We start from the raw sequence: 22,938 nt of genomic DNA on the forward strand, positions 1-22,938 counted from the left end.
CCTGTAATAAACTGCTGATCGTATCAACAGGAAATGTAGTAATGACAGAGCACACCACAATCCCACAATCGCACGTCCAAGATACGTATATTTGGAAAGCGCTTTCAGATTGGGATCTTAATGAAGAACTCGATAGCCACGTTGCAGAGCGGATCCAGTCGGCTTTTGCAGCAGAGGATCTTCACGCTCTTATCTATAAAGGTGAGCATCCAGATACCGTTCTTAAACATCTAAAGCGTAAAGTGGCGAAGGCACCTGAGGTACTCCAGAACCACGTAAAGCGCTTCTATCTGGCTTTGCGACTCAAAAAAGAGACAGAAGTTCATGGTGCACTCATTGATTTAATGATCGTTCTGCGTTTTCATGGTAAATCTTTGGCGGAAAGGCTAATAAAAGAAGCACAAGTGCTGATAACAGAACCTAAAGCCGACGAATATATCGAAATACTCAACGAGAAAACCGCGCAGCGATTACTGAGCTTGGACGTTGAGCACTCTTTGTTAATTGATGGGACGACACTCCCAGCCGTATTCAAGAAACGAGATAGGACATCATGAAAGGCAGATTTGGCAAGCAAGCGCCTAGAGTAGCTTTAATTGGTTTCGAAGGGGCATCGTTACACACGCTGCAATACTACTTTGAACACAAGCGCGCTAATGCATTTCAAATGGTTACGGATATCCGGTATGCAGACTGTGTTGTATTTAATGCCGACCAGCCACGTACAAAAGACTCTCTTCAGGAAGAGCTTGAAAAGAAAATAGCCAAACCGTCCATCGTCGTTTCTATTAAGCCTATTCAATGGCACCGCTCGGTCACACTGTTAAAGCCTTTTAGCTCAATTACTTTAGACGATGCTATTAAATCCTTAGGGGAATTAATGGCTGCAGAAGAGCAAGATAAAGAGCAAAGCTCTTATCAATCCGCCTTAGAAGAGTTAGCTAAAGCCAATTCGGAGCCTAAGGAAACGAGCGCACCGGAAGAGGTCGGTTCAGCCGATAATTTTACCAATGGTAAGATTACTTCCTTTATGGAAGCCGCCAAGAAACGCCAGTCAAAACAGCAAGATACTGGCGAATACTCTGAAATCACTCCAGATTCTGATGGTGCTCCCTCGGCGGACAGCAATGCAGCCGGAGTAAAATCATCACTCCCCGATGCCCGAGTCGGCAGCGTAAGAGCTCAAGTTGTTGCTCGATTGAATACTCAAGCCCCACAGCCGGGTGCGCAAGAGATAACAGCCCTAGCACCGAATGCTGCGCCGCAAAGCGATGTTTCTGTTGAGGTGTCGCCTGATACTGCTAAAGAGGAAAAGCCAGCAGAAGCGCCTAAGGCAGATAAAAACAAAGCGGATCTAGATAAGCGCAAGCAACAGCAAGAAGAGCTAAAGCTGAAAGCTCAAAAGCTTGCGAAACTCAAAAAGCTTAAGAAAGCTCAAGAAGAGCAGAAGGCCGCAGCTCCGACCCAAACGGCAGCGCCTGTAGAAGAAGTATCACAGGCTGATGCTACAAAAGGTAACGAGAAGGTCGAGCTGATCTCCTTGTCTTTAAAGACCTTATTTGGCCATCTGCCTGACCTTGATTGGTTAAACCCTGGCGATCGTCGTCGAATGATGTTCTCACTTGATGGCATGTTACTGCCTTGGGTTACTGAAGCGATGAATCTTGGCCGTAAATACCAAAAGGCTTATCGCGTACAAGGCTTGAATATCCACCTTGAATACCTCCCTTGGACAGATTGCTTCGTTGTTAATGCGGACCACGAACTGTTAAATGCAATGATGTCGAGTCGTTTCTCGTTAGGTGAATTATCCGTTGCGGACGGTGTAACCACAGAAGCGGACTTGATTGATGGGTTAGGTACTGAATTTAAAATCATTTCTGCCGATGACTTTATGTGGTTGGCAGGACTTTGGACATCTCATGGCCGCTTAATGCCTGAAGATGACCCAACACGAACTCGCTTACTGTCGCGCATCCCTGAATGTGCGCGCGAACTGCAAGTTCCAGAGCTGCATGCCATTTTAAAAATGTGGCGCACACGCCCGATGTCGGCTTTCCAGGTTGCTCGGGAGTTACAAGTGCCGCAACGTTATGTATTTGGTGTGATGACCGCCTGCACATCGGCCGGTCTTTTTAATTATTAGTCGCTGAATTGAGTCTGTGATGGTTATAGAGCAAGGATCAGAGCGCTACCTACAAGTTACGCCGAGTGGTGCATATTACGCTACCGTAAACTCACACCCCGATGAAGCACGTGCAATTCTTTTGCAACTGCTGAGTATCGATGAGCCAATCCCTTTTAGTATTGAGCTTTTTGCTGAAATAGCGGATTTGGAAAATGAACATGCTGAGCAGCTGTTTAACCGATTACTCGCAAAACGATTTCTCGCACTGTCTGACACATCGCCAACGTTCCGAAAAGGGAGCCTTGAGAGTATTCTTTCTGATATACTCCCGCACCTTTCTACGGATGGAAAAGTAGTTCTTGGTGATGATCAAGGCTTCTGCCTTGCTCAGTCAGGTTATCCGCAAGAAAAAGCGGACGCGATGGCGGCTATGGCGGCGGATGTTATTTCGCTCCATAACCGACATCACCAATTGATCAACAATGCTTTAGGTGTTGTAGGTCAAAGTTGGGGAATTCTCGATGCGGTTGGTAACAGCCAATTGGGGAGTTGGGTCTTTTATGTTGGATCACAAGCATTTGTGCTTGTAATTCAAGAGCAACCGCTTTTTAATCAACAACAGTTTGTTGAATTATTGTCAGCGCTTGCTAGTCGATACTTAGATAATTAAGCCGGGAACGGGCTCTTTACTGAAATGGAGTATAGTCAATATGCGTTCTGAAATGATGGGGGCTATCCTTTCTGATCTGAATGGAACCTCAGCAGAGATTGAAGCCTCAGCAGTCATCTCGACGGATGGGTTGATGATCGAAGCGCTGCTTCCTTCGGATATGGATGAAGACCGAGTTGGTGCTATGAGTGCTGCAATGCTTTCTCTGGGGGAGCGTACAGCTCAGGAGCTTGCGCGCGGTGAATTAGAACAAGTTCTTGTTAAGGGTGCTCATGGATACATTCTAATGACACACGCTAACAAAGATTCTGTTTTAACCGTCGTAGCAAAACCTAACGCTCGTTTAGGTTTGATCTTCTTGGATGTAAAACGCGCTGCCGAAGCGATCGGTAAGTTGCTGTAGATCAAAGAAAAAACGTCTTCTTCTGGATACAGTATCTGAATGAAAATCAGATACTTTTCCGGACACACTCGGGAATTTAACGTCGTAGACGAAGAGATTCCTTACCCAGAAGGCCGCTTGATCGTGTCCCGCACTACCACGCGGGGCATCATCACACATGCCAATTCTGCATTCGTTGAAATGTCGGGCTATGAGGCCCACGAGCTCATCGGTGCTGATCATTCACTCCTTCGACATCCCGATATGCCTAAAGAGGCGTTTCGTGATCTCTGGTCAACGGTTTTGGCCGGACGAAAGTGGCAAGGTTTTGTTAAGAATCTTAGAAAAGACGGTCGTTTTTACTGGGTTCTGGCCACTGTTATTCCCAATATTCGTAAAGGCCAAATACAAGGCTTCACCTCGGTTCGTCGCAAACCATCACGTCGTAAAATTGACGAAATAATTCCGGTGTACGAACAAATGCGTTTTGATGAAGAGCGTTCGATATGAGTTGCTACACGTTCTCGATCAGCCCCGATTATCTCCCATCCGACTTAACGGGGTGGTTTATCTTTAATACTTGGCTACAGAAAATAACCGACACGCGTTTCCATTTAGAGCTACACGATTCCTTCGAACAGCAGCGGTGTGATCTTGATGACGATAAAATCGATCTTATCTATGCCAACCCGTTTGATGCTGCAAAATTGGTCCGCGAAAAGGGCTTCAAACCTCTCGTAAAGCCGCAAAATCGACAGGACGAAGTTGTCGTATTGGTCAGGGCCGACTCCTTGTACCAATGCGTAGAAGATCTCTCGACAAAACCCATTATCATCTCTGCTGATGACCCAGATGTATTGATGATGGGCTTTATGTTGTTGGAGCCTGCTGATGTGGTGAAAGACGATGAGATCACCATGATTCGCAAAAGTCATGTTCAAGTGGCCAAAGACTTGCTCAACAAAGAGGGTGATATCGCCTTTATGCTCAAGTCTTCCTTTGATGAGCTGAGCGATCTTATTAAGTGGCAAATGCGCGTCTTAGTGGAAAGTCGAATCGATCTGATTACTCATGTTTTGATGGCGTCACCCCGCTTAGAGCCATTGCACGATTCCATTCGTAACTCTGTCTTAGCCTTAGCCAGTAGCCCGAAAGGGCCATCGGTCATGGAGTTTATGCCTATGAAGCAGTGGCAAAATGTCGAGGAGGAAGAGGCCGAGTTTATGATTGATCTTATGGATGCAATCCTGAGCTAGCCTTGGATGACGCGCTTTGCATCGTTATAATGTGCGCGCACTTTTTAAGGTAGACATAGATGGACGTTTTAGACGAAATTTACAGCTTTTTGCCCTGCGAAACCCCCGATGCTTGGATTCAAGCGGCACTGAAAAACCAAGACATCATGCTGATTGACCATGCGCATTGCGAAAAGAAAGCGGCTTCGACTGCCATGACACTGATGTTTCGTTATGTAGACCGTCCTGATTTGCTGAATAAAATGTCGCGCTTAGCGCGTGAAGAGCTGATCCACTTCGAGCAGGTGCTTGAAATCATGGAAGAGCGGGGTATTACTTACGATCACATGTCGCCTGCGCGTTATGCTGGCGGTATGCGCGCGTCCGTTCGTACATCGGAACCCGGTCGATTAATTGATACCCTAATCGTAGGTGCCTTTATTGAAGCACGCTCCTGCGAGCGTTTCGCTAAATTGGCGCCTTATCTAGATGATACGCTGGCAAAATTTTATCGCTCGCTATTGAAGTCAGAAGGGCGTCACTATCAAGACTACCTAGGCTTGGCAGAAGATTACGCAGGCGAACCGATTGATGAGCGTGTTGAGCACTTTCGTCAAATTGAAAAAGAGCTGATTGAATCAGAAGATAGCGAATTCCGCTTCCACAGCGGCGTACCTTCCGAAGCGGCTTAATGCCGCTTTCGTGTTAATGGCTGATCCATCAGGATGCGTTAAAGTCGATAGGCTCGTGAATGAGAGTAAGCTCTTGCTCATCTTGGTATAAATACCAAAGAGACGTATCCCAGTCACCTAATACAATCCTTTGGCGCGCATCTGAAAGCTCGTGTACGGCGGGGCGATGGGTATGCCCATGGATCAACAGCTGGGCATTGTGATCATCCAGTGTTGAGATCACGCTTTGGCTGTTTACATCCATGATCTCGCTGGATTTTTGCTGCCCCATCGATTTACTTTTTTCCCGTAAAGCCTTGGCGATCGCAACTCGCTCTTCGATCGGCTTGCTGATGAAAGCTGCTTGCCATTCAGGGTTGCGCACCATGGTTCGAAACGCCTGATAGTCATGATCATCAATGCACAACTGATCACCGTGTAATAAAATGGCTGGGCCTTGGGGAAGTGTAATGGGGAAAACTTCTGGCAGTATTTGTGCTCCGGTACGCTTAGCAAAGTCAGAGCCTACAAGAAAATCACGGTTACCGTGTTGGAAAAAAAGAGCGCGACCCGAATCACTGAATTGCTTTAGGGCTTTTTCGACCTCGACTAAGGGGCCGAGTGGGGCATCATCCCCAATCCAAGCTTCGAAGATATCGCCCAATAGGTAGAGCTCGTCAGCTTGATAAGCCGTATGCTCCATAAAGTGCAAAAACGCCCGGAGAATGTCCGGGCGCTCTGGCGTAAGGTGCAGATCTGCTATGAATAACCTTGGCATCCGCCGGGTAAACCTCGTATCAGACCAGTTCCGCTTTTTCGATAACAACATCATCAGAAGGGACGTCTTGGTGACCCGCACGCATTGTGGTGCTTACCCCTTTGATTTTGTTGACGACATCCATGCCATCGATAACTTTACCAAACACCGCATAACCCCATCCTTCCATGGTTTTGGAAGAGTGATCTAGAAATGTGTTGTCAGCAACGTTGATGAAAAACTGAGCCGAAGCTGAGTGTGGGTCCATCGTGCGAGCCATCGCTAACGTGCCAGCAGCATTTGATAAACCGTTGTCCGCTTCGTTTTCGATTTGCTCACGGGTTTCTTTTTGTTGCATACCAGGCTCGAAACCACCGCCTTGAATCATGAAACCATCGATGACTCGGTGGAAGATAACACCATCATAGAAACCATCTTTGACGTATTGTTCAAAGTTAGCCGCTGTCTTTGGGGCTTTCTCGTGGTCCAACTTGATGGAGATATCTCCATGATTTGTATGAAGAATAATCATTGTTATAATTCCTTCCTAAACTCTGTCACAGGTGTATTATACGCAAGTCTAAACGTGATGCACTGAATATGCATCTCTAAATGCTTCAACATGTGAAAACCATGCGGTAAGTGTTTATAATCACAGCCTTACTTCGCACATATGTGCCTACCAATTCGTATCGGATAGATTTTATTGCCATGTCAAAGAGCGACGCACCGGTTAAGCCAACCAACTTTATTCATCAGATCATCGAAGAAGGCCTGAAAAACAATGTTCACGGCGGTCAGGTTGTGACGCGTTTCCCGCCAGAACCTAATGGATACCTGCACATCGGTCATGCCAAGTCGATCTGTCTGAACTTTGGCACAGCCGTCAAATACAACGGCCAGTGCAATCTTCGCTTTGATGACACCAACCCGGAAAAAGAGAGCCAAGAATATATCGATTCCATCATTCGTGATGTGAACTGGTTGGGCTATCAGTGGGCTGGTGATATCCGTTACACGTCGTCATACTTTGATCAGCTTTACCAATGGGCTATCCACCTGATCAAAGAGGGCAAGGCTTACGTTTGCCATCTGTCACCAGAGCAAGCTAAAGAGTACCGTGGTAATTTCAGCGAGCCAGGCAAGAACTCCCCGTATCGCGATCGCAGCGTTGAAGAGAACCTGGATCTGTTCGAGCGCATGAAAAACGGTGAGTTCAAAGAGGGTGAGTGCGCGCTGCGTGCCAAAATCGATATGGCATCGCCTAACATGAACCTGCGTGACCCAATGATCTACCGTATTTTGCACACTTCCCACCATCAAACTGGCGATAAGTGGTGCATCTACCCAATTTATGACTTTGCGCACGGTCAATCCGATGCCATCGAAGGCGTAACGCATTCGATCTGTACTCTGGAGTTTGAAGATCATCGTCCACTGTATGAGTGGTTCATTGAGCACTTGCCAGTGCCGGCAACACCTCGTCAGTACGAGTTCTCACGTTTAGAGCTCAACTACACAGTGACCAGTAAGCGTAAGCTTAAGCAGTTGGTGGATGAGAATCACGTATCGGGTTGGGATGACCCACGTATGCCAACCATTTCAGGATTGCGTCGCCGCGGCTTCACTCCCGAATCACTGCGTCATTTCTGTGACATGATCGGTGTGACGCGCTCTAACGGCGTGGTTGATATGAGCATGCTGGAATCCGCTATTCGTGATGACCTTGATGCGAACGCTCCGCGTGCCATGTGTGTGACTGACCCGATTAAAGTGACATTGACCAATTACGAGGCGGATAAAGTCGAGTGGTTCACGGTCCCTGCGCATCCAAAAGATGAATCCATGGGTGAGCGTAAGATTGCGTTTTCACGTGAGTTGTTGATCGAGAAAGATGACTTTGCCGAGGAAAAACCGCGTAAATGGAAGCGCTTAGCACCGGGTGATGCTGTTCGTCTTCGTGGTGGTTACGTCATCACCTGTGAAGAGGTTATCAAGGACGCCGCTGGCGAAGTGATCGAGCTCAAGTGCACCTACGATGCAAACACCCTAGGCGTTAACCCAGAAGGGTATAAGCCAAACGGTGTGATTCACTGGGTCTCTGCAGAGCACTCTGTACCGTGTGAAGTACGCTTGTACGACCGCCTCTTTACTGAAGCCAATCCAGATGGCAATAAAGAGAAAAGCTTCTTGGACTGCTTAAACCCTGAATCTTTAGTCACGCTAACAAACGCAAGAGCAGAAATCGGTCTGAAAGAGGCCGCTGTCGAGTCTCGTTACCAATTTGAGCGTAATGGCTATTTCGCAGTTGACCCTGATTCAACCGACGAAAAAATGGTCTTCAACCGTACGGTTGGTCTGCGAGATTCTTGGGCAAAAGTGAACAAGTAATTCCGCTTTTAAAGCGCATAAAAAACCGCCAAATGGCGGTTTTTTTGTATCGGGTGGATCAATTGTGCGCGGTGTAGTGCTTCATGTAAAAATCCATCAGCTTGGATCGGAATTTACGATGCAGTCTCGAAACAGGGATGCTCGCCAGTACTAAAGCGATCGCTATCAGCGAAAACTTTAACAGGGTAAACCACTCTGCACTGATCCCAATGCTCGATAACAACTGCATCATAATGCTCCTTAACTGAGACTCTTACAGGCCGCCGTGTGTCAACTTGGCTGGGTTGAGTAACTCGGTCAGCTCTTCACGAGAAAGATCTGTGTTTTCAACAGCCACATCAATGACGGGACGTTTCTCTTTGTAAGCTTGCTTAGCAATTTCGGCCGCTTTCAAATAACCGATAATTGGGTTAAGCGCGGTTACCAAAATTGGGTTTTTGGACAGGGCTTCATTGAGCTTATCTTCGTTCACCTTGAACGATGCAATCGCTTTATCCGCCAACAGGACCGAGCTATTGCTGATCAATTCGATGCTACTTAACACGTTATTTGCAATCATCGGCAGCATCACGTTCAGCTCAAAGTTACCCGACTGGCCACCGATGGTGATCGCGGTATCGTTACCAATGACTTGTGCTGCTACCATTGCAGTTGCTTCTGGAATCACCGGGTTTACTTTACCAGGCATGATGGATGAGCCAGGCTGTAACGCTTCCAGCTCGATTTCGCCAAGGCCAGCCAGTGGGCCTGAGTTCATCCAACGAAGGTCATTCGCAATCTTCATCAAGGTGACGGCGGTCGCTTTTAGCTGGCCGGAGACCGCAACAACCACATCCTGAGACGCAATGCGCGCAAAGAAGCTGTCAGCCGGGGTAAATTCAACGCCGGTGATTTCAGACAGTTTTTGGCAGAACACACCAGCAAATTCTGGGTGCGCGTTAATGCCTGTACCGACAGCTGTACCGCCTTGGGCGAGAGCTTGTAGGGAAGGTTGCAGCGCTTGGATGTTACGAATGTTCTCATCAATCTGAATGGCCCAAGCTTCCAAAGACTGGCTCATACGTACTGGCATCGCATCCATCAAGTGGGTGCGACCTGTTTTTACGTATTGATCAACTTCGGCGGCTTTCTTACGTGTTACCTCTGAAAGGTGCTTAAGTGCCGGCAATAGGCTTTCATGAATAGCTACCGCCGCGCTGATGTGAATAGCCGATGGGATAATGTCGTTGCTGCTTTGGCCAAAGTTGACATGGTCATTTGGGCTGACCGCCTCGGCTGTTTGCTTAGACGCTAAAGTGGCAATCACTTCGTTAGCGTTCATGTTTGAGCTGGTACCAGAACCTGTTTGGTAAACATCAACCGGGAAGTGCTGCATCAAATCTGCTTCGTTAAGAAGCTTATCACAGACAGAAACAATCGCTTGGCTGATATCACTGGGTATCAGGTCTAAGCTGTTATTGGCTTTCGCCGCAGCAGACTTAGCGTTGATCAGGGCACGAATGAAGGACTCTGGCATACGCTGGCCACTGATAGGGAAGTTGTTTACGGCACGCTGGGTTTGCGCCGCGTAGAGTGCATTTGATGGCACTTCTAACTCACCCATGCTGTCTTTTTCAATGCGTGTATCTGACATCGTTTTTTCCTTAATTCAATTGTGCTTCTAAGAGCATGAACGATTCGGGTTTCTTATCTGTTCTGATTCGTTTTCTGAGCAATCATTCCCAAGGTTTTTTCAACCAAGTAAGAATCGCCCTTAGTTTGGGTCTGTAACGATTGCTGAACATAGTGGCCAAATACGCGTATTTCGCGGGTTAAGCCTAAATAGTCGCGCTGCTGTTCATCCGTTTTGGACAGCTTCAATAACTTTCGTAAAGGCTTATTGATATGGTCTAAACAGGCACAGCGCCATTGGGTGGGCACCAGCTCATCACAGATAGCATCCAGTAACACTCGGCACTGGCGCGCATAGCAGCGGCATTTAGCGTGAGGCGTCTCCACCGACAAAGACTCATCCAGTCGCATCCACTCATCGAATAGGTGATGCGCGTCTGGCGCATGACCAAAACGGATCTGAGATTTGAGTCGGTTGCACTCTAGGTGCACCTGTTTAGCGGTGGAGCGGGTTACCAGCATCGACAAGCCTACAATGAGAACGGTTATTATTTACAAAATACCAGAACGTACAGCTAATGCAAACCATTCTCATTATAATTTAACTATTAAGTTCATAGCTTTGGGTTATTGTTTTTACATAGGGCACAAAAAAGGGAGCCTAAGCTCCCTAATGAACGATTTGGTTTGTGTTACATCCCCATTACAAAGCCTTCACGCCGCTTGTCAGCAGCACCTGTTAAGCGGTTGGGCTCGATCTTGATCGCTTGAAGCCCCGAATTTAAATCACGGTGGTTGATCTCAAACCCCATCCGCTCAAGCTCACTGGCCATCATGCCAAGTGGCTCGCCTGTTTCTAGATCAAAGGTGCCAAATCGATTGATAAGATGTGGCGCATTAATCGCTTGTGAGATGGGCTGCTCCCACAATAAGTGGCGAATCAAGCTGCCAGCTACATACCCAATGATGCGAGAGCCACCCGGCGAGCCGATGGCTAGATAGGGTTTATTATCTTTCATCACAATGGTTGGCGACATGGAAGAGCGGGGGCGTTTACCCGGTTCTACGCGGTTCGCCACCATGGCGCCATCTTCCTCTGGAACAAAGGAGAAATCGGTCAGCTCATTGTTCAGCAAGAAGCCTGCAACCATAAGGCGAGAACCAAACCCGTTCTCGATGGTTGTGGTCATCGACAATACATTGCCATCGGCATCAACAATGACAAAGTGACTGGTCGAGGGCAGTTCAATGGCTTGATCATCCGCTCGGGCTTGTCGGTTTTTCCAAGGTGGGTTACCCGCTTGAACCTCGTTGAGCGCTTTACCAGGAGTGATCAGCTTAGACCGTTCACTGAGGTACGCTTCATCCAACAGGCCTTCGGGCATATCGACAAAATCCGTATCTGCCATGTATCGGCCACGATCTGCAAAGGCCAATCGACTGGCATCGCCAATAATCTGCCAACTCATTGGGTGATGGTCACCTAAGGCTTTAAGTGGGTGCGGCTCGGTCAGTTTTAAAATTTGGCCTACCGTTAACGCGCCTGAGCTAGGCGGGCCCATTCCGCACACCTCGTACTGTAAGTAGTCGGCACACACGGGATCACGCTCAATGATCTTGTATTGCTCCAAGTCTTTAAGGCTTAAAACCCCTGGGTTTCCCTCGGCCGTACGAACCGTATCAACAATGGCTTGTGCGGTTTCACCTTTGTAAAACCCTTCGCTTCGTTGTTGTGCAATCAAGCCTAGCGTGTGGGCGTATTCTGGGTTCTTAAGAAGGGTTCCTGCGGTTAGAGGCGATCCATCCGGTGTAAAGAAGTAGTCACGTGTGCCTGAGTAACGGCTTAGGCGCTCCTGATCGGCTTCGATTGAGCTGGCGAGTCGAGGTGATACCGAAAATCCTTGCTTGGCCAATTGCTGCGCGGGTTGTAAAAGGCTTGCCCAATCCTGACTGCCGTAGGTCGCATGGAGGGTATCTAACAGTTTTACTGTGCCTGGCGTACCGACAGAGCGACCACCAACAACGGCATCATAAAAGCTAAGCGGTTCACCGTTGTCCATAAACAAGGATGCAGTCGCGGCAAGTGGTGCGGTTTCCCGGGCATCAAAACTGGTGAGCTTTTGTTGTCTAGCATCGTAGTACACCGCAAAAGCGCCCCCACCTAGACCAGAGGATTGCGGTTCTACCAAGCCGAGTACCGTCTGTACGGCGACCATAGCGTCGATCGCATTACCGCCTGCAGCCAAGACGTTATAGCCTGCCTGCGTGGCTAACGGGTTAGCGGTAGCGACCATAAAATCCGTCGCGGTTTGTTGGCGAACGATTTGGTTGTCACCAAACCCTATCTCGGGTTGAACCTGATCGGCCGCTTGATCGGCAGAGATCGCAAAAGAGGAGATCAATAAGGCGGACAGCACAGCTGCGGGTCGCAGTGAAACGCCAGAAACAGGGATAAAAGTGGATGAAGTCTTCCTAATCATCTTGCTTAAGTCCTTTCTGGTTTTTTCAAACAACATACTGAGACTTAAGTGTGATTACTAGGGGCGATTAATTCATCAGTTCGTTGCCGCTACCGAGCTTAAGCCAGAGTAAGTCGAGTTGGCGCTTTGCTTTATCAAGAGGCAGAGCAGTGTAGGTTCCTTTACCATCCTCAGCCGCTAGGCCTAACTGCGCGAGTTTGTTCATGGCATCCTCTATTTCGAAATCGATTTCGGTATGCCATTGCTCACGTATCCAGCGCTCGATGTGTCGGTCTAATTGCTCAACCGCCATCGGGGCATCGGAGGCCAACAGAAAGTAATACGCCAAAATGACTTCTTTACACTCTTCCTCTTCGGCATCGTCAATCACATGGTGAAAAACACCAGAGTTATTATCCAAGTTTTTGAAGTAGAGGTTTTTCGTTAAGGACTGCACAAAGCGCAATTTGCGATTTTGGAAGTTGTTAAACTGCTTAAAGAGGTAACTCCCCAAAGCGCCAATACCGGCCATGAGCGCAAGCAGCGCCGCGTTATCTAATTCGACCTCGGCTTGATGAAGCCCAAGCCAGAAACCAATAAGGGAGCCAATCAAGATTAAAGAGCCGCCCAATTTTGTGCTGACCACAATGCCACCACTGATTAAGGCCGGCACACCGATCAGTAATTTATCGATGGTACGCATGCGGACCTCGGTGTTTGGGAATAGCATTTCCATATCGGCACGCGGCACATCCTTAAAGAGCTTTAAGGTAACAGACCCAGGCTCTAACCCGAGTGCGTTTTGTCGAGCTTCGTCCAATTGCTCATTAAGCCTTAGGTACAAAGCGACTCGTTCAAACTTTGGAAAGGTTATTTTGGTCTTTTTCAGGCCAAAAAAGGTTGAGATCTCTTCTTCAACCATCTTTTCGCCGCGCACATAGACCAGAACCTCGGCAAAATCATCGAAATCAACATGAAGATTAAGCTTAAAGAGCGAGGACTGAGTCAGAGCTTGGTTAAGTATGGCTTGATCGATGCGTTCGTAATTGGCTTTTTCGAGTAATGCTTCAAGCTGTTTCGAAAACGCGGGTAATCCACGATTCACCGACATGGTCGTAGGCAAATCGACCATCTGAGTGTCACTGTCGGGAGAGATCCGAGAAAACGACTCTTTTAACGTTTCTGTTTCATGATGGAACGCGGCGTGAATCAAGCGCGTTAATTGGCCTGATAAACGTCTGAATAACTGACGATCCTCCTTGGTGAGCGTATTTTGCGATAAACACATCTCGACCAGATCCGATTTTCGAAAAGGGATAAAACGGGTAGGGGGGATACGACTGTCCATGAAACATACCTAATAAGTTGGCCGCTGATTTTATCAGCGACCTGTCGGATTGATAAGCATCAATAAATGGTCTTATAGGCTGAACAAGGTAATGCTTTTGACATCTGATAAGTAAATGATCATCTATCGGCCACCAACCCAACAGGACAGCACTATGGATAAGCAGGTCACCTTAGACTCGATTGTCCCACAATGGATGCACCCTAACGATCAGGAAGAACACGGCTATCACTCTTTTTCGGTTAAAGCGATGGATAACGCTTTTAAGGCCAACCTTGCACGATTAACACTGGGGATTTCGCCCGCAGGTCTGAGCAGTCTCTACTGCACTTGGTTGAGTCATTTACTGTTATCACCGGGCAAACAAACCCAGTTGGCCGAAAAGGGGTTAAATAAGCTTTTTAAATCGTGGCGCTATACGCAATCGGCATTGATGGATCAGTGTGCTGAATGCGTAGAGCCGTTGCCTCAGGATCAGCGATTTAAGCATCCGGGGTGGAAACAATGGCCTTTTAACCTTATCCAACAAAATTTTTTGCTGACCCAACAATGGTGGCATCAAGCCACTACGGACATTGATGGGCTATCTAAAGAGGATGAACGTAGCATCTCGTTTATCGCAAGGCAGGTGTTGGATCACTATTCGCCCAGCAACATCCCCTGGATGAACCCAGCCGTCATTGAAGCGACCCAACAAACAGGCGGTATGAACCTATGGCAAGGGCTGCGTAATCTGCTCGATGACTATGAGCGACAGGTCTCAGGAAAGCCACCAGCAGGCACCGAGGATTTTATCCCCGGCAAACAGGTAGCCGCGACACCCGGGAAAGTCGTCCACCGTAACGGTTTGATGGAGTTGATCCAATACACGCCAACAACAGAGGTGGTTCATCCCGAACCGATTCTAATCGTCCCCGCGTGGATCATGAAGTACTACATTCTTGATCTGTCACCGTATAACTCATTGGTGAAATATCTGGTGGATCAAGGGCATACCGTCTTTATGATCTCATGGGTAAACCCAACCTCAGAAGATCGCCATCTTGAGATGTCGGATTACCAAAAAACGGGGGTAATGGAGGCGATCGATACCATTTCGACACTGTGTCCGGATCAAAAGATTCACGCGACAGGTTATTGCTTGGGCGGCACTTTATTATCGATCTGTGCGGCAGCGATGGCCCGTGATGGTGACCAACGACTCGCCTCCATGACCCATTTTGCAACTCAGGTTGATTTCTCAGAGGCGGGTGAATTGATGCTCTTCACCAATGAGAGTGAGGTTTCCTACCTAGAGAAGATGATGTGGGATCAGGGTGTCTTGGATGGCAGTCAAATGGCGGGGGCTTTTCAGATATTACGCTCCAACGATTTGATCTGGTCCAGAATCGTCAATGAGTACCTATTGGGCGAGGCGCCAGGCATGAATGACCTTATGGCATGGAATGCGGATTTAACGCGCATGCCCTACAAAATGCACTCTCAGTATCTGCGCCATATGTTCTTGAACAACGATTTAAGCTCTGGTCGCTATCAAGTCGATGGTAAACCCATCGCCATCAGTGACATTAACGTGCCGATTTTCTCGGTGGGCACCGAGAAAGACCACGTCGCGCCGTGGCATTCGGTCTATAAAATGCACCTTATTTCGGACAGCCCAAGCATCACCTTTGTCCTCACCAGTGGGGGTCACAATGCCGGTATTGTCAGTGAGCCCGGCCATAAGCATCGCCATTACCGCATCGCCCAGCACCAAGAGGGCTCTCGGTACGTTGACCCAAACACCTGGCAAGAGATCAACAAGGCTAAGGAAGGGTCTTGGTGGCCGGAGTGGGTCGCTTGGCTGGGTAAACACTCGGGCGAGAAGGTGGCGGTAACATCGCTGAATACGAAATGGTTTAAGCAAACCTTGGCGGATGCACCAGGGACTTACATTTACCAACGATAATGAAAAACCTAGCGCAAAGGTCAGATTAATCTGTTGCACTGCACAATAGACCTAAGTATAATTGCTTTAACTGATTGCTATTGGGCTGTCAGTCTTTAACTTAGGTTGTGAAAATTGTTGTTTGTACGAGTTTTCACACACACGGTGAGCAGTATGAGTTCGAAAAATCGTCTTTCAGACAATTGGTTAGAACAGCAAGAATCAATGCTGGATGCCTACATCGAACGCGTCTTTGAGCAAAACAACATTGACGATTGGTACAACGCCGCACATTGGTATGTTGATGCCATCGTTTCTCTGTTTGGCACCAAAGGTCACCGCGTTTAGTTATCTCTCCATTTCGAACCAGCCCTTGTGGCTGGTTTTTTTATGCCGATTTAGTCAACTCTCTTTTGTTGCAGTGCACCGGCAATTTTTTTGACAAAAAACGGCCCAGAAACAAGTATAGTTTCCCCTTAGATTCAAACAGTTGGTAACGTGAAATGGCTCTCGAATGGTCTTTGTTGGCGGTCTTTATCCCAACGTTCTTTTTTGTCTCCATTACCCCAGGCATGTGCATGACATTGTCGATGACCATGGGTATGACCATTGGCGTTAAACGAACCCTTTGGATGATGATGGGTGAGCTGGTCGGCGTAGGGCTTGTGGCGGCCTTAGCAGTGCTGGGTGCGGCGGCTTTGATGCTCAACTACCCAGAGATCTTCATGGTCTTCAAGTACGCAGGCGGTGCCTATCTCTTTTATATAGGCGTTCAGATGTGGCGCTCACGCGGCAAAATGGCGATCCCCGAAGACTTATCATCCACTTCAAAAGTGCGTCCTTATGAATTGATTTCACAGGGTTTTTTAACCGCTGTGGCCAACCCAAAAGGATGGGCGTTCTTTATCTCTTTGCTGCCACCTTTCATCGACCCGGATAAGCCTTTGGCGTTTCAATTATCGGAGCTGATTGCGATCATCTTGATGTTGGAGTTCATGTGCCTTTTGGCCTATGCCTCTGGTGGTAAAACCTTGCGTACGTTTTTGATGAAAAGCGGAAACGTACGCTTAATGAACCGTTTAGCGGGCAGCTTGATGATGGGAGTCGGTGTTTGGCTGGCGGCGTAATAACCTACTTGGAACTAAAGTATCAATGAATTAAACGAAACGCCTTATTGAGTGTCGAACGTGTTATCACATAATGGAGGCACGTTTAAATCTGATGAGGAAAGCAAAGCTTATGCAAGTCCTGCTTTCCTGATCATATTTTGGAGAACTCATCTCATGGCAACCCAACCCACGTCGGATCGCGAAACCATTGTCGTAGTAGGTGGCGGCGCAGGCGGTCTCGAGCTTGTCACCTCACTCAGTCACTCGTTAGGGCGCAAAAAGAAAGCCCGAATCATCTTGGTTGATAAAAACCGATCTCACATTTGGAAACCGCTGCTGCACGAAGTGGCAACCGGTACGCTTGATACTTCCAGCGATGCGGTCATCTACCGCGCCCACGCCCGTCGGCATCATTATGAGTTTCAGATCGGAACGATGACGTCGATGAACCCAGAATCGAAAGAGATCACATTGGCCGCGCTTTATGATGAGGAGAACAAACTCATCCTTCCTGAGCGTCAGCTGGCCTACGATAAACTCGTATTGGGCGTGGGTAGCGTCAGTAACGATTTTGGTACCCCAGGTGTTGCCGATCACTGCTACTTTTTAGATTCGCACAGACAGGCCGAGCGTTTTCACCGCGCCTTGCTCAATCAATTTTTGCGAATGACCACAACGGACAAGAAGAGCGAGCTGCATCTGGCCATCGTCGGTGGTGGGGCAACGGGCGTAGAGCTGGCCGCTGAGTTGTATCACGTCGCGGATATGATTAAGCACTACGGCATGCGTGATATGACACGTAACCGCTTAAAGATCACCTTGATCGAAGCGGGCCCTAGGATTCTTCCCGCCTTGCCAGAGCGCATTGCGATGTCGGCCAAGCAAGAGTTGGTGAAACTGGGCGTGAGCGTGCGCGAAAACACCAAGGTAGGCCAAGCGGATGACGAAGGCTTTTTAGCGAACGAAGATGAACGCATTGCAGCCGATATGATGGTGTGGGCCGCGGGCGTGAAAGCGCCGGACTTTATCCGCAGCTTATCGTTTTTCGAAACAAACCGCCTAGGCCAGATATTGGTTAAACCGACCTTACAAAGTCAGTTCAGTGACGACATCTTTGTGATTGGCGATTGCTGCGGATGCCAGCAAGCCGATGGCAGTTGGGTACCGCCACGAGCGCAATCTGCTCACCAGATGGCCTCTTTGGTACACAAGAATCTGATTGCACTAAACCAAGGTAAGCCACTTAAAGAGTATCAATACAAAGACCACGGCTCTTTAGTGAACCTCAGTAAGTACAGTACCGTCGGTAGTTTGATGGGGAACCTCACCAAAGGCTCAATGTTTGTTGAGGGTCGATTGGCGCGATTTGTGTACATCTCTTTGTACAGAATGCACCAATTCGCGATTCATGGGTGGCTCAGGGCATCCGCCATTTTACTTGCGCAAAAAATCGGCAGTACGGTTAAACCTAAAATGAAACTCCACTGATACAATAGCAGTCCTTTTTTTGTTGCTGATTTTGAAACATAAGGACTGCTATGTTTTCTTTTTTCGAGCGGTTGCTAAAGCCCTTTCCCAGTGAAGAGCCAACGCAACCCCCTCGTGGCCTGTTTGCTTTTTGTCGTCATTACACGAAAGGTGCTGAACCCTATTTAATCTTGATGGCGGTACTCTCTGCACTGGTGGCCATTACCGAGGTAACCCTGTTTGGCTTTATGGGTGACCTTGTCGATTGGTTGATTGATAAAGACCCAGAAACACTTTTCCAAGAGGAGGGCGGTCGCCTGCTAGGCATGACCTTCCTGACCATTGTGGTTCTGCCTTTGCTGGTGCTGGTGCATGGTCTGATTGTCCATCAAACTTTACTGGGCAATTACCCAATGGCCATTCGGTGGTTAGCGCACCGATATCTGCTTAAGCAAAGCGTCTCTTTCTACAGCAATGATTTTGCCGGACGTATTGCCACTAAGGTGATGCAAACCTCATTAGCGATCCGCGAAACCGTCATGAAATTACTCGATGTCTTGATGTTCATCGCCATTTATTTTGTGTCGATTGTGGTGATTGTTGCGCACTCGAGCCTTTGGTTAATGCTGCCCATGTTGCTGTGGCTGGCCGCGTATATCGGTATTCAGTGCTATTTTGTGCCGAAGCTTCGCAAGGTATCTACTGAGCAAGCGGACGCCCGAAGCTTAATGACAGGCCGCATTGTCGATAGCTACACCAACATTCAAACGGTCAAACTCTTCTCTCACTCTAAACGGGAAGCCGATTACGCCGAAGAGGGGATGAAGGGCTTTTTAAAAACCGTCTATGGTCAGATGCGCTTGGTGACAGGGCTGAACTTTATGGTCCAGTTCATCAACTATTTATTGGCGTTTGTGATCGCTGCGGTCTCGCTTTGGTTGTGGACCAAAAATGAGATCAGCATTGGCGAAATTGCAGTGGCGATCAGCCTTGCGCTCAGGATTAATGGTATGGCGCAATGGATCATGTGGGAGATCAGCGCACTCTTTGAAAACATCGGCACGGTAGCCGATGGTATTCAGTCGCTCTCTAAACCGCTTGAGATCGAAGACAAACCTGATGCCCGCGAATTGACCGTACCCAAAGGGGAAGTGACCTTTGATCACGTCGCCTTCCATTATGGCAAAGGCTCTGGTGTTTTGGATAACCTGAATCTTACCATCAAGCCTGGCGAAAAAATTGGTGTGGTGGGGCGCTCCGGCGCAGGTAAATCAACACTGGTTAATTTGTTATTGCGCTTCTACGACATCGAATCGGGCCGCATCTTAATTGATGGGCAAGATATCAGAGACGTCAGTCAGGAGTCCTTACGCGGTCAAATTGGCATGGTCACTCAAGACACATCACTGCTGCATCGCTCTGTCCGTGACAACATTTTATACGGTGCACCAGGTGCCAGCGAACAAGATGTACTGACGGCGCTTGAAAAAGCGGAAGCCTCAGAGTTTGTTAAAACTCTGACCGATCCACAAGGCCGCGTGGGTTTGGATGCCCAAGTGGGCGAGCGCGGTGTAAAACTTTCTGGCGGGCAACGTCAACGCATAGCGATCGCTCGGGTGCTGTTAAAAGACGCACCTATTCTTGTACTGGATGAGGCCACATCGGCGCTGGATTCTGAGGTAGAAGCCGCAATCCAAAAAAGCTTGTACGCCTTGATGGAAGGTAAAACCGTGGTGGCCATCGCACATCGACTCTCTACCATTGCGGCGATGGATCGACTCATCGTGATGGACAAAGGAGAGATTGTCGAACAAGGCACTCATAGCGAGTTAATCGCAAAAGGCGGGATCTACGCCCAGCTGTGGGCCCATCAAACCGGCGGGTTCTTAGGCCTCGATACCGACCAAAACGTTTAAGCTAAAGTCAAAGAAAAGCCATTCGATTGAATGGCTTTTTGTTATGCGGCGTTAATGATTGTTGCGTCGGGACTCTGGTTCGCCAGTAAAGTAGGGCTCGCCTTTGCCTTGATGACCTTTGTTTGCGTGTTGACCCTTTTTCATCTCTTTAGGGTCGATGACGCGGTAGCCGTCTTTCTCATGACGGAAGTAGGTATCCCCAACTTGATACATCCCTTTTGAATGCTTCGCATTTTTGGGGAGATTGGGCACTAAAGCGCCCCTTGGTGCTTTTACTCGTTTGTAGTGATGACCATCGTCCATAGGGCGATAAAAGAAGCCATCATAAAAACGGTACAAGGTGTCACCTACATTGATGCTCACCATACCATTAGTAAATGGGATAACGATGGATGCCCCGACATTGACATCAGCATTCGCCGACGGCGCTGCACCAAGAACCAAACCTGCTGATAAGCAGCTTGCCGCTAAGAATGATCGGTTCAATCGCATAAAAGACATAAGAATCTCCTGTTCAGCTGTCTTTACTTTTCTACTTACTCAGACTGTGACTGTTTCAAAAGGTTGAACAAAGTGTTGTAAAGATCCGTAAAGAAGCGTTTAACCATGTCATCGTCGTGTCACAAATTGTCTCTAACATCTTCGCATCGCTAAGGAGATAACTATGAAAAACAATGACGTAAATGCACAAGATACCGACATGATTCCTTCTACCGACTTCGATGCGCTGATCGACAAAGCGATGAGTCGTCGCGCGTTGTTACGCGGTGGAGCCAAAGCCGCTTTGGTTGCTTCTGCAGCCGGCTTTTTTGCCAATCCACTGGCTAAAGCTGTAGCAGATACCATGGGTGCAACGAAACTGATGGGGTTCGAAAGCATCCCAGCGTCTACTGAAGACACCATCAAACTGCCACAAGGCTATCGCCACACGGTTTTAATGTCTTGGGGTGACCCGGTATTAGCGGGTGCGCCATCGTTTGATCACTCTGGTAAACAAACCGCTGAAGACCAAGCAAAACAGTTTGGTGACAACACCGACGGTATGACGTTGTTCCCGCTGTTAAAAGCCGATGGCAGCGAAGACCCTAACCGTGCGGTACTGGCGGTAAACAACGAATACACCAACAACGAGATTGTGATTGGTGCCGACGCGACACGTAATCTTGATGATGTACGTAAGATGCAAGCTGCACACGGTGTCACCATTGTAGAGCTTAAACGTGATGCTCAAGGTCAGTGGCAGTATGTGAAAGATTCTAAATACAACCGTCGTTTACACGCGAACTCGGACTTTGAGTTGTCGGGGCCTGTAGCAGGGCACGATTCGGTTAAAACCGACGCCGACAAAGAGGGTCGCTTGGTTAAAGGTACGTTTAACAACTGCGCAAACGGCCACACCCCATGGCGCACGTACTTAACTTGTGAAGAGAACTTCCATAATTACTTTGGCGCATCCGACGAAAGCAAGTTACCTGCCGATGTCGCTAAAGAGTACGGTGTAAAAGCCAACGAAGATCGCAACATGTGGTGGAAATACGATGAGCGTTTCGACCTTGCTAAAAACCCTCAAGAAGCCAACCGTTTTGGCTGGGTAGTCGAAATCGACCCAATGGATCCATCATCTACACCGAAAAAGCGTACTGCGCTCGGTCGCATCAAACACGAGAACGCCGATGTTGTTCTGAATAAAGATGGCCGTGTTGTTGTGTACATGGGTGATGATGAGCGTGGTGAGCACATCTACCGATTCATCTCTAAAAACCGTTTTAACCCGAACGACCTTAAAGCCAATGCGGACCTTCTGGATGAAGGGACACTGTACGTTGCACAGTTTGACGGTGAAGCGAGTGAAGGCAGCAAGCACGACGGTAAAGGCCGTTGGGTAGAGCTGACGCATGGCAAAAACGGGCTGACCAAAGCAAACGGTTTTAACAACCAAGTGGAAGTGCTGGTACACACGCGTAAAGCGGCTAAACAGTTGAAAGCGACGTCCATGGACCGCCCAGAGTGGATCACCCACAACCCGCATACGGGTCAAGTGTTCTGCGCATTGACCAATAACAAGCATCGTGGCAACAAAGAGGCGCAACCTCTGAATGGCCCGAACCCACGTCAGAGCAACCACTACGGTCAGATCATTCGTTGGACGCCAGCAGGTGAGGATCATACTTCCGACACTTTTGAGTGGGATTTGTACCTGCTCGCAGGCAACCCGGCCGTGCATAAGGACTCGTTGTACGCAGGTTCCGCTAACATCACCGAACAAAACATGTTCAACAGCCCAGATGGTCTTGGATTTGATAAGGACGGTCGTCTTTGGATTCAAACCGATGGCAATATGAGCAATGAAGGTGACTTTGCAGGCCAAGGCAACAACCAAATGCTGTGTGGCGACCCAGCCACCGGCGAAATCCGTCGCTTTTTGGTTGGCCCACAAGGCTGCGAGATCACAGGTCTGACGTTCTCACCAGACTATCGCTCTATGTTTGTCGGCGTACAGCACCCAACCGTAGGCTTCCCAGATTACATGGACGGTGGTAAACCACGTTCAAGCATCTTGGTCGTCACACGTGAAGATGGTGGCGTGATCGGCGCTTGATTATTAAATGATTAAAGCGGGCCAGCGGCCCGTTTTTTGTTATTTAAAGAAAATTGGGTTGAACTAAACTCAGCTTAAGTTGTTTAATAGATGGGCTTATTAAAAGAGATTTATGAATTACTTAGAAACACAAAAGTGTCTCTAAAATAATGCATATTCTATAGGGCTAATATATCTCAATGAAGATATAAACCCTAAGGTCCATTTCAGGATGAAAAGATAAGTCAATCTAGAGCTTAGTAGGCTCTCTATCATAAATAAGGAAATT

22 protein-coding genes are annotated in these 22,938 nt (G+C 48.2%); 14 read left to right on the forward strand and 8 right to left on the reverse strand.

Translation table 11 applies throughout. From position 1 onward, the window contains the following. Window positions 1–41: 41 nt before the first annotated feature. The 7 genes from ACXAF9_RS07295 to ACXAF9_RS07325 are packed head-to-tail and all read left to right on the forward strand — an operon-like array spanning window position 42 to window position 5,107. Window positions 42–557: a hypothetical protein gene (locus ACXAF9_RS07295; protein ID WP_475072310.1), complete on the forward strand. Its 516-nt coding sequence runs from the start codon at window positions 42–44 to the stop codon at window positions 555–557. Next, window positions 554–2,146, forward strand: coding sequence for a hypothetical protein (locus ACXAF9_RS07300; protein ID WP_475072313.1), 1,593 nt, complete (start codon window positions 554–556; stop codon window positions 2,144–2,146). The genes ACXAF9_RS07295 and ACXAF9_RS07300 overlap by 4 nt, the downstream gene beginning before the upstream one ends. Before the next feature lie 19 nt (window positions 2,147–2,165). Then, window positions 2,166–2,798 carry a hypothetical protein gene (locus ACXAF9_RS07305; RefSeq protein WP_475072316.1) on the forward strand — a complete coding sequence of 211 codons (633 nt, stop codon included), beginning with the start codon at window positions 2,166–2,168 and terminating at the stop codon, window positions 2,796–2,798. Between the two features lie 40 nt (window positions 2,799–2,838). Then, window positions 2,839–3,201, forward strand: coding sequence for a roadblock/LC7 domain-containing protein (locus ACXAF9_RS07310; RefSeq protein WP_475072319.1), 363 nt, complete (start codon window positions 2,839–2,841; stop codon window positions 3,199–3,201). A 39-nt stretch (window positions 3,202–3,240) separates the two neighbouring features. Continuing rightward, a complete protein-coding gene (locus tag ACXAF9_RS07315; RefSeq protein WP_475072322.1) occupies window positions 3,241–3,690 on the forward strand; it encodes a PAS domain-containing protein in 450 nt (149 codons plus the stop codon). Beyond that, window positions 3,687–4,436 carry a PhnD/SsuA/transferrin family substrate-binding protein gene (locus tag ACXAF9_RS07320; RefSeq protein ID WP_475072324.1) on the forward strand — a complete coding sequence of 250 codons (750 nt, stop codon included), beginning with the start codon at window positions 3,687–3,689 and terminating at the stop codon, window positions 4,434–4,436. The genes ACXAF9_RS07315 and ACXAF9_RS07320 overlap by 4 nt, the downstream gene beginning before the upstream one ends. A gap of 59 nt (window positions 4,437–4,495) precedes the next feature. Beyond that, a complete protein-coding gene (locus ACXAF9_RS07325) occupies window positions 4,496–5,107 on the forward strand; it encodes a MiaE family protein (RefSeq protein ID WP_475072326.1) in 612 nt (203 codons plus the stop codon). Between the two features lie 28 nt (window positions 5,108–5,135). On the opposite strand, the gene ACXAF9_RS07330 is transcribed toward ACXAF9_RS07325, so the two are convergent. Both ACXAF9_RS07330 and ACXAF9_RS07335 read right to left on the reverse strand, forming a co-directional pair. Continuing rightward, window positions 5,136–5,864, reverse strand: coding sequence for a UDP-2,3-diacylglucosamine diphosphatase (locus ACXAF9_RS07330; protein WP_475072329.1), 729 nt, complete (start codon window positions 5,862–5,864; stop codon window positions 5,136–5,138). A gap of 19 nt (window positions 5,865–5,883) precedes the next feature. Further along, window positions 5,884–6,375, reverse strand: coding sequence for a peptidylprolyl isomerase (locus ACXAF9_RS07335; RefSeq protein ID WP_475072331.1), 492 nt, complete (start codon window positions 6,373–6,375; stop codon window positions 5,884–5,886). 179 nt (window positions 6,376–6,554) lie between these two features. Here ACXAF9_RS07335 and ACXAF9_RS07340 point away from each other — a divergent pair, with 179 nt between their 5' ends. Continuing rightward, a complete protein-coding gene (locus ACXAF9_RS07340; RefSeq protein WP_475072333.1) occupies window positions 6,555–8,234 on the forward strand; it encodes a glutamine--tRNA ligase/YqeY domain fusion protein in 1,680 nt (559 codons plus the stop codon). Window positions 8,235–8,292: 58 nt separating this feature from the next. Here the strand turns inward: ACXAF9_RS07340 and ACXAF9_RS07345 are convergent, their stop codons facing one another. From ACXAF9_RS07345 to ACXAF9_RS07365, 5 genes are all read right to left on the reverse strand, one after another. After that, window positions 8,293–8,466, reverse strand: coding sequence for a hypothetical protein (locus ACXAF9_RS07345; RefSeq protein WP_475072335.1), 174 nt, complete (start codon window positions 8,464–8,466; stop codon window positions 8,293–8,295). Window positions 8,467–8,487: 21 nt separating this feature from the next. Then, window positions 8,488–9,867 (reverse strand): class II fumarate hydratase, encoded by a 1,380-nt coding sequence (locus tag ACXAF9_RS07350; RefSeq protein WP_475072338.1) that lies wholly within the window; start codon window positions 9,865–9,867, stop codon window positions 8,488–8,490. 53 nt (window positions 9,868–9,920) lie between these two features. Next, window positions 9,921–10,367, reverse strand: coding sequence for a hypothetical protein (locus ACXAF9_RS07355; protein ID WP_475072340.1), 447 nt, complete (start codon window positions 10,365–10,367; stop codon window positions 9,921–9,923). A gap of 170 nt (window positions 10,368–10,537) precedes the next feature. After that, window positions 10,538–12,325 carry a gamma-glutamyltransferase gene (gene ggt / locus ACXAF9_RS07360; protein WP_475072342.1) on the reverse strand — a complete coding sequence of 596 codons (1,788 nt, stop codon included), beginning with the start codon at window positions 12,323–12,325 and terminating at the stop codon, window positions 10,538–10,540. A 67-nt stretch (window positions 12,326–12,392) separates the two neighbouring features. Further along, window positions 12,393–13,652 carry a TMEM143 family protein gene (locus ACXAF9_RS07365; RefSeq protein WP_475072344.1) on the reverse strand — a complete coding sequence of 420 codons (1,260 nt, stop codon included), beginning with the start codon at window positions 13,650–13,652 and terminating at the stop codon, window positions 12,393–12,395. A gap of 154 nt (window positions 13,653–13,806) precedes the next feature. Here ACXAF9_RS07365 and ACXAF9_RS07370 point away from each other — a divergent pair, with 154 nt between their 5' ends. The 5 genes from ACXAF9_RS07370 to ACXAF9_RS07390 all read left to right on the forward strand — a co-directional run bounded on the left by ACXAF9_RS07370 (window position 13,807) and on the right by ACXAF9_RS07390 (window position 20,071). Continuing rightward, the gene (locus ACXAF9_RS07370; RefSeq protein ID WP_475072346.1) at window positions 13,807–15,600 is read left to right on the forward strand and encodes a PHA/PHB synthase family protein; all 1,794 of its coding nucleotides are present in this window, start codon (window positions 13,807–13,809) and stop codon (window positions 15,598–15,600) included. A gap of 153 nt (window positions 15,601–15,753) precedes the next feature. Further along, window positions 15,754–15,927: a hypothetical protein gene (locus tag ACXAF9_RS07375; protein WP_475072349.1), complete on the forward strand. Its 174-nt coding sequence runs from the start codon at window positions 15,754–15,756 to the stop codon at window positions 15,925–15,927. Between the two features lie 155 nt (window positions 15,928–16,082). Continuing rightward, window positions 16,083–16,706, forward strand: a complete 624-nt coding sequence (locus tag ACXAF9_RS07380) for a LysE family translocator (RefSeq protein WP_475072351.1) — start codon at window positions 16,083–16,085, stop codon at window positions 16,704–16,706. A gap of 156 nt (window positions 16,707–16,862) precedes the next feature. Beyond that, a complete protein-coding gene (locus tag ACXAF9_RS07385; RefSeq protein WP_475072353.1) occupies window positions 16,863–18,176 on the forward strand; it encodes an NAD(P)/FAD-dependent oxidoreductase in 1,314 nt (437 codons plus the stop codon). A gap of 50 nt (window positions 18,177–18,226) precedes the next feature. Beyond that, on the forward strand, window positions 18,227–20,071 hold the full coding sequence (locus ACXAF9_RS07390; protein ID WP_475072357.1) for an ABC transporter ATP-binding protein: 1,845 nt from the start codon (window positions 18,227–18,229) through the stop codon (window positions 20,069–20,071). A 51-nt stretch (window positions 20,072–20,122) separates the two neighbouring features. Here ACXAF9_RS07390 and ACXAF9_RS07395 read toward each other — a convergent pair whose 3' ends face one another. After that, window positions 20,123–20,572 carry a DUF6515 family protein gene (locus tag ACXAF9_RS07395; protein WP_475072361.1) on the reverse strand — a complete coding sequence of 150 codons (450 nt, stop codon included), beginning with the start codon at window positions 20,570–20,572 and terminating at the stop codon, window positions 20,123–20,125. A 163-nt stretch (window positions 20,573–20,735) separates the two neighbouring features. On the opposite strand from ACXAF9_RS07395, the gene ACXAF9_RS07400 reads away from it, so the two are divergent. Then, entirely contained in the window at window positions 20,736–22,670 is a 1,935-nt protein-coding gene (locus tag ACXAF9_RS07400; RefSeq protein ID WP_475072367.1) for a PhoX family protein, read from the forward strand. The last annotated feature ends 268 nt before the right edge of the window (window positions 22,671–22,938 follow it).

It is taken from the genome of Neptunomonas sp. ABH4_499, assembly GCF_056160565.1.